Raw genomic sequence first — 4,524 nt, 5'->3', positions numbered from 1 at the left:
AGCAGCAGGGCCGACAGCCGCACCAGCGCGGCGCGGTCCCTCACCCACAACCCGGTCAGCAGCGCGTCAGCGGACGCAGCCCTACCCGGCACCCGCTGCTCCCCCCACTGGACCTCGAGGGTCCCGTTCGCCGTCACACCGACCAGACGCAGAGCCCTCGGGAATGGTTGCAGCCCAGTGGTGCGCCCGGTGCGCGAGGGACGTTCGGCGTACTCTCAAGAGCGCACGAACTCTCGCTCGAACAGGTGGCGCGGATGGCCTCGGACGTCGTCGGCAAGTTCGCGCGCGTCACCGCTGCAATCACCCCCAACCACCTCGGCGAGGTGCAGGTCGACGTGCGGGGCGGCACGGAGCGCTTCATGGCGCGCGCCAGTGACCGCACGCTGACCATCCCCAGACACACGCAGGTCATCGTCGTCGGCAGCTTGGGCGGCCGGACCGTGGAGGTCGCGCCGGCTGACGCAGGAGAGGTCGCATCATGAGCAGCACTGCTGCTGCCGTCATCGTCGTGGTCATCGCGCTGCTGGTCGGGGCGCTGGCCCTGTTCCGCATCGCCTGGCGCGTGGCCGAGCCCGACGAGGCACTCATCATCTCCGGCTTCCGCACGAGCGAGCGGCCGGAGGGTGTGGGCGAGAGCATGGGCTTTCGCATCGTCACCGGTCGAGGTTGCCTGGTCGTCCCCGGTCTCACCAAGGTCCGTCGGCTCTCGCTCGAGGCCCACGAGAGCCAGATCTCGGTGCCGTGCGTCAGCCAGCAGAAGATCAACCTGACGCTCGTCGGGGTGGTCGTCTACAAGGTGGGTGACGACTACCGCTCCATCGCGAACGCCGCCCGGCGGTTCCTCGACCGTCCCGCGACCGAGCTCGAGACGAAGGTGCAGAACGTCTTCGTCGGGCACCTGCGTGCGATCGCCGGCTCGATGACCGTCGAAGAGATGATCAGCGACCAGGACAAGTTCGCGCAGCAGGTGCGTGACCGGTGCTCGCAGGAGATGGAGTCGTTCGGCCTCGTCATCGACAGCTTCCAGATCCAGGCGATCACGTCGCAGTCGAACTACATCGAGAACCTCGCCGTCCCGCACCAGGCCGAGGTCGAGCAGAACGCCCGCATCGCGCGGGCGAACGCCGAGCGTGAAGCCGTCGCTCAGGAGCAGAACGCGCAGGCGCAGATGGCGCAGTCGGTGCGCGACACCGACATCAAGAAGGCCGGCTTCCAAGCGGAGGTCGACAAGGCCACGCAGGAGGCGCGCCAGCAGGGTCCGCTCGCGGAGGCGCAGGCGCACCAGGCGGTCGTCGAGGAGCAGACGCGGGTCGCGCAGCTCGAGGCGCAGCAGAAGGAGCAACAGCTCCAGGTCGACGTCCGCAAGCCGGCGGACGCCGAGGCCTACCGCCAGACGACGCTCGCGGCGGCGGCGCGCGACGCCCGCATCAGCCAGGCCGAAGCGGAGGCGCAGGAGACCAAGCTGCGCGCGGAGGCGGCCGCCACGCAGACCAAGCTGCAGGCCGAGGCCCAAGCGGCCGCCGTGAAGCTGCAGGCCGAGGCGCAGGCCAACGCGACGCGGCTCAACGGTCAGGCCGAGGCCGACGCCATCAAGGCGAAGGGCCTCGCCGAGGCCGAAGCGGTGAAGGCGCGCATGGAAGCGGAGGCCGCCGGCATCGAGCGGCGGGCCGCGGCGATGAGCCAGAACCAGGAGGCGGTCATCGCGCAGCAGATCGCCGAGCGGCTGCCCGAGATCGTGGGCGCGGCCGCGTCGCCGTTCGAGCACATCGGTCAGTTCACGGTGCTCAACGGCGCGGCCGGGGTGACGTCGGCGCTGGCCGAGATCATCCAGCAGGCCGGCGCGCTCACCGGCCTCGCGCGTGACTCGCTGCTGCCGGCGCTCAACGGCAAGAACGGCCACGCGAGCGGCTCGGCCAACGGCAACGGTCACCAGCCGGCGAGCGACCCGGCCGACCAGCCGGCGAAGTCCTAGCCCCTACCGCCCGCTCAGCGAGCGTCGAGGAGCGCGTTCTCCACGACCTCGCTGAGCGCGGGGTGGATGTACATGACCTCGGCGACCGCGCGCGCCGTCGTGCCGAGCGACATCGCCTGGATGAGCGGCTGGATCAAGGTCGAGGCGTACGGGCCCACGATGTGCGCGCCGAGCAGCAGCCCGGTGGCGGGCGAGACGAACACCTTGGCGAAGCTCGTCGTGTCCTCGATCGCCCAGCCGTACGCAGTCGCGCCGTAGGCGCACCGGCCCACCAGGAAGGGCACGCCCTCGGCGCGCAGCTGCTGCTCGCTCATGCCGACCGCCGCCACCTGCGGAGCGCCGAACACCGCGCGCGGGTGGTTCTGGCGGTCGACGTTCCTGGGGTCGTCGGGGTGCAGCAGGTTGTGCGCGACGACCTTCGCCTCCGCATTGGCCAGGTGCTTCAGCGGATGGTGCGCGGTCAGGTCGCCGAAGGCCCACACGTCGGGGACGTTCGTGCGCAGCTGGTCGTCGACGACGACCCGGCCCATCGCATCGGTGGCGATGCCCGCGACGTCGACCCGCAGCTGGTCGCTGTTGGGGACCCGGCCGGTGGCGACGAGCAGGAGGTCACCCTCACGCGTGAACGGCCCTCCGTGCCGGGTGACCCCGCGCAGGCCGAAGCGTCCGCTCTCACCCGGCGTGAACGAGAGGTCCAGCGCCTCGGTGACGACGTCGAAGCGTTCGCGGGCCACGTCGGTGAAGACCTCCTGCACCTCCTCGTCCTCGCCACCGAGCAGGCAGGCACCCCTGAGGACGATCGTGACGTGGGCGCCGAGGCCGTCGAACACGTGGGCCATCTCGGCGGCGATCACGCCACCGCCCAGGATCACGAGGCGCTGCGGGAGGTCGTCGATCCGCATGATCGTGTCCGACGTGCAGTGCGGCACTGCGTGGATGCCGGGCAGGTCGGGCACGTACGGGCGCGACCCCGCGGCCAGCACCAGCTTCCGGCCGCGGATGCGGGTGCCGCCGACCTCGAGCGTCGTGCCGTCGACGAACGCGGCCGATCCTTTGTAGACACTGGTGTTCGGCCGGCTCGCGCGGTACCGGCCGCCGTTCTCGACGATCGGGTCGATGCGCTGCGCGAACACCCGGTCGCGGATGGCCGGCCAGTCCGCACGCTCGAACGAGCCGTGGACCCCGAAGCGCTCGCCGTGCTTCATGGTCTGCGCGACGTCAGCGGCGTGGACGAACATCTTCGACGGCACGCATCCGCGGTTGAGGCACGTGCCCCCGAACGTCTCGCGCTCGACGAACCCGATGGACCAGTCGTCGAACCGGTCGTCGGGGATCGTGTTGCCCGAGCCCCCACCGACGATCACGAGGTCGTACTCGTCCACGGCCGAACCCTATGGGCCCCCGGTACCGCGAGCCACTGCGGTCGACAAGGTGCGAGACGATAGCGTTGTCAAGTTCCCACGCCGGAGTGGCGAAAAGGCAAACGCTGATGGCTCAAACCCATCTGTCCGTAAGGACTTGCGGGTTCGATTCCCGCCTCCGGTACTTGTCGGACCCTCGATCGACTCTGGTCGGATGCCCAAGGTCCACAGTGCCGACACTCGAGCCCTTGCACTGAGGGCAGTCGATGCTGGACTCACCGTGCCGGCCGTCGCGGCCTGGCTCGGCATCTCATGGACGAGCGTCTACGCGTGGCTACGCGCCCGCGGGGAGTGGGAGCCGTACCGCGGCGTTCGAGCTCGCGACGCCACGTGTGTGCGTTGCGCAGGTTCGCCTGCGACGCCCGAACCTGCTCAGGCCTTTCTGTACTTGCTGGGCCTGTACCTGGGCGACGGCCACATCGTGGCTGTCAAGGGGTCGTATCGACTGAGCATCGCTTGTTCGGACGCATGGCCGGGGCTCATCGATGAGGCTGAACGAACCATGCGATCGGTTCTGCCCTACGACGGTGGATGGCGGCAGCACAGCGTCGGATGCACCAACGTTGAGAGCAATTGGAAGCACTGGCCGTGTCTCTTCCCGCAGTGCGGACCAGGCATGAAGCACACGCGGCCGATCTTCCTAGCGCCTTGGCAACGGGAGATGGCGCTTTCGGACCCGCGTCCGCTGCTGCGAGGGCTCTTCCACAGCGATGGCTGGCGCGGGACCAACTTTGCTACGAATCACGGGAGGCGCTACGAGTACCCGCGTTACCTGTTCTCCAACCGGAGTGAAGACATCCTCGGCATCTGTGGGTGGGCACTCGACCTGCTGGACATCGCGTGGCGGCGCAACAACACGAACTCGCTGTCAGTCGCCCGCCGCGATGCGGTCGCGCGGCTCGACGAGTTCGTGGGTCCGAAGTACTGACGCCGCGATACGAGCACGAAACGAACCCGGATGGCGAGTCCGAGGCGGCCGGGTACATTTCCGACCGTGACGACGCCCGACCCGACGCACCGTCGCGTCCTCATCGCCGAGGACGAGGCACTGATCCGCCTCGACCTCAAGGAGATGCTCGAGGAGGAGGGCTACGACGTCTGCGGCGAGGCCGGTGACGGCGACAGCGCTGT

4 protein-coding genes, 1 tRNA gene and 1 pseudogene are annotated in these 4,524 nt (G+C 69.3%); 5 read left to right on the top strand and 1 reads right to left on the bottom strand.

Features of this window, described 5'->3' with window-relative positions:
- Positions 1-254: 254 nt before the first annotated feature.
- The gene (locus VHB92_RS14610; RefSeq protein WP_325454497.1) at positions 255-482 is read left to right on the top strand and encodes a hypothetical protein; all 228 of its coding nucleotides are present in this window, start codon (positions 255-257) and stop codon (positions 480-482) included.
- On the top strand, positions 479-1,972 hold the full coding sequence (locus VHB92_RS14605; protein ID WP_325454496.1) for a flotillin family protein: 1,494 nt from the start codon (positions 479-481) through the stop codon (positions 1,970-1,972). The genes VHB92_RS14610 and VHB92_RS14605 overlap by 4 nt, the downstream gene beginning before the upstream one ends.
- 14 nt (positions 1,973-1,986) lie before the next feature.
- On the opposite strand, the gene VHB92_RS14600 is transcribed toward VHB92_RS14605, so the two are convergent.
- Positions 1,987-3,354 (bottom strand): mycothione reductase, encoded by a 1,368-nt coding sequence (locus VHB92_RS14600; RefSeq protein ID WP_325454495.1) that lies wholly within the window; start codon positions 3,352-3,354, stop codon positions 1,987-1,989.
- 80 nt (positions 3,355-3,434) lie between these two features.
- Between VHB92_RS14600 and VHB92_RS14595 the strand changes: the two genes are divergently transcribed.
- From VHB92_RS14595 to VHB92_RS14590, 3 genes and pseudogenes are all read left to right on the top strand, one after another.
- Positions 3,435-3,517, top strand: a tRNA-Leu gene (locus VHB92_RS14595).
- A gap of 30 nt (positions 3,518-3,547) precedes the next feature.
- Positions 3,548-3,664, top strand: a pseudogene (locus tag VHB92_RS16705) (helix-turn-helix domain-containing protein); the annotation flags it as partial.
- Between the two features lie 390 nt (positions 3,665-4,054).
- The gene (locus VHB92_RS14590) at positions 4,055-4,321 is read left to right on the top strand and encodes a hypothetical protein (protein WP_325454494.1); all 267 of its coding nucleotides are present in this window, start codon (positions 4,055-4,057) and stop codon (positions 4,319-4,321) included.
- The last annotated feature ends 203 nt before the right edge of the window (positions 4,322-4,524 follow it).

Origin of the sequence: Humibacter sp. (assembly GCF_035547335.1) — a bacterium.
GTDB lineage: Bacteria > Actinomycetota > Actinomycetes > Actinomycetales > Microbacteriaceae > Humibacter.
Note: the sequence above shows the minus strand (reverse complement) of the source record. Positions and strands in the feature narration are given on the sequence as shown.